Origin of the sequence: Nitratidesulfovibrio oxamicus, from assembly GCF_015731765.1 — a bacterium.
Lineage (GTDB): Bacteria > Desulfobacterota > Desulfovibrionia > Desulfovibrionales > Desulfovibrionaceae > Cupidesulfovibrio > Cupidesulfovibrio oxamicus.
This window is the reverse complement of the sequence record NZ_VRYY01000358.1, coordinates 1-2,651: the sequence shown is the minus strand read 5'-3', so window position 1 is coordinate 2,651 and position 2,651 is coordinate 1. Positions and strand designations below refer to the sequence as shown.

At 66.9% G+C, this 2,651-nt stretch carries 2 protein-coding genes and 1 pseudogene; all 3 read left to right on the top strand.

The window, feature by feature from the left end; genetic code table 11:
* Nucleotides 1-153: 153 nt before the first annotated feature.
* Nucleotides 154-714: an orotate phosphoribosyltransferase gene (pyrE, locus tag FVW20_RS12135; RefSeq protein ID WP_012612598.1), complete on the top strand. Its 561-nt coding sequence runs from the start codon at nucleotides 154-156 to the stop codon at nucleotides 712-714.
* A 357-nt stretch (nucleotides 715-1,071) separates the two neighbouring features.
* Entirely contained in the window at nucleotides 1,072-2,268 is a 1,197-nt protein-coding gene (locus FVW20_RS12130) for a L,D-transpeptidase family protein (protein WP_307831514.1), read from the top strand.
* Nucleotides 2,265-2,651, top strand: a pseudogene (locus tag FVW20_RS12125) (hypothetical protein); the annotation flags it as partial. The gene FVW20_RS12130 and the pseudogene FVW20_RS12125, both read left to right, overlap by 4 nt.

The window sequence follows — 2,651 nt, the reverse complement described above, 5'->3', positions numbered from 1 at the left end:
CCACCAGCGCTTCCGGGCGCCCCGCGGCGTCGGCATGCCGGGCGGTCCATCCGCCCGGTGCGCCAGCGCACGGCGCCCCGAGCAAGACGCATCGGACAGCGCCATGGGCACCGGACCACGGAACCACGCACACCCGCCATCGCAAGGATACCCATGAACGACCTTCGCACCCGCCTGGCCCGCCTGCTTGTGGAAAAATCATACCGCGAGGGTGATTTCACCCTTACCTCGGGTCGGAAGAGCGACTACTACTTCGATTGCAAGCAGACTGCCCTGCACGCCGAGGGCTCGTGGCTCATCGGCTCGCTGTTCAACGAACTGCTGCGCGACGTGCCGGTAGTGGGCGTGGGGGGCATGACCCTGGGCGCCGACCCGCTGATTTCCGCCACCACGGTCATCTCGCACGAACGGGGCCGCCCGCTGGCGGGCTTCATCGTGCGCAAGCAGCCCAAGGGGCACGGCACGGACCAGTACGTGGAAGGCCTTGCCAATTTTGCCCCCGGAGACCCCGTGGCCATGCTGGAAGACGTTGTCACCACTGGCGGTTCCCTGTTAAAGGCTTGCGAACGGGTAGAGGCCGCGGGCCTGCGCATCGTGGCCGTATGCACCGTGCTGGACCGAGAGGAAGGCGGCAGGCAGGCCATCAAGGATGCCGGGTACGACCTGATTTCGATATTTACCCGCAAGGAACTGGTGGACGCCGCGCGCTCCTAGGCGGCACCCCTTTCCGACAGCCCGGAAGGTCCGGCCAACCGGCCAGACCGTAACTTCCGGCCAGACTGGACAATCCGGCCAGCCAGGCGCAAGCCTGACAGCGCCGACGGACACAGCACAAGGCCCCGGCGGCCAGCCCCCACCGGTACGCACCCTTGCGGCGCACGCCGGCAACCCTGACGGGGAACAGGCTCCATATCCGCCGTTTCGACGGATCACCGTACCCCTGCGGGGGTGCACAGCCCGCGCACCGAGATGCATCGAAGCACCATCCGCGCCCTATACCGCCTGTTGCCTGCCGCTGTCCTGCTGCTTTCCCTTTTCTGTCCCCTTTCCGCCCCCGCCAACGGGTGGCACGTGCGCATACCGGACGACGCGGGCACCCCGCGCCGCCTGGTGGCCGTGGACAAGGAAGACCAGAAGCTGCACATCTACGAACGCCACAGCCCGCTCAAGCTCGCCGCCAGCTACGTCTGCACCACCGGGCAGGCCACGGGCGACAAGCAGACCGCGGGCGACCTGAAGACCCCCGAAGGCATCTACTTCGTGGTCAACAAGCTGTCCGCCGGGCTGGACATGGCCATGTACGGCGGCATTGCCTATACCCTGAACTACCCCAACCCCGTGGACAAGCTGCGCCGCAAGACCGGCTCCGGCATCTGGATCCACAGCAAGGGGCACGACATCGTCCCGCGCGAGACCAAGGGTTGCATCGCCCTGAACCGGGCCGATATCGACAAGGCTGGCAAGCTGTTCGCGCCCGGCACCCCCGTGGCCGTGGCCGGCGACGTGAGCACCGACGCCTCGCCCGCCAAGGAAGACAAGGCCACCGCGCGCAAGCTGGAAGACAAGGTCAAGGGGTGGGCCAAGGCCTGGGGTTCGCGCTCGCCCGCCATGTTCGACTATTACGACCCCGAAGCGTACTCCGCCGCGCAGGAAGAATCGTTCGCCGCGTTCCGCAACCAGAAGGAACGGCTGTTCAAGCAGCTGGCGTGGATCCAGACCTCCGTTTCCGACGTGCAGGTGATGCAGGGTCCCGGCTACTGGGTGACCTGGTTCAACCAGTACTACCGTGCCCCCAACATGACCACGGAAGGCATCCGCCGCCTGTACTGGCAGCCCGACAGGAAGGGCGAATACCGCATCGTGGGCATGGAATGGGTGCCCGCCGACGTGGGCATGGAAGCCAACTACCTTGAGACGGTATCGCCGCAGGTCACCGCCTTTGTCGAAAAGTGGCGCAAGGCGTGGGAGCGCGGCGACGTGAAGAACTACATCGCCTGCTACTCCGACGATGCGGAACAGGCCCCGCGCAAGGGCTCCGCGTCCATCCGCCAGCAGAAACAGGAACTGTGGCGCAAGGCCAAGCCCGCCAAGGTCCAGCTGAAGGGCCTGCGCATAGAGGCCGTGGCTGGCGGCGTGCGTGCCGACATGACCCAGGACTACCGCGACGTTACCGGCTACTCCGACCGGGGCGTGAAGACCCTGCTGCTGCGCCAGGATGGTCAGGGCTGGGAAATCGTCAAGGAAGAATGGAGTCCCGCCGCCCGATGATGACCGACGAGAAATACAGCCTGCTGCTCATGCGCGACGACTGCCGCGTGCGTCGCCTGCGCGTGAGCCCCCTGGCCCTGCGGCTGCTCACCATTTCGCTGGTGCTGCTGCCGTTGCTGGCCGGTTTCGGGGGGTGGGCCGGATTCTCGTTCTGGCAGGCCAATCGGACGCTGGTGAACCAGAACCAGTCCCTGGACCGCCAGTTGAAGGAAGCGCGGGTGGAACTGGAGCGGCTTTCCAACCTGGAATCCCTGCTGCACAGCAGCGACCCCGAGGAACTGCGCGCCCTGCTGGGCAGCGCGGCCCTGGCCTCGCCCCCCACGCCGTCGCCTGCCGTTCCGGGCGATGCCAACGGGGCGGGTGACGGCGTGGTGGCGGCACCC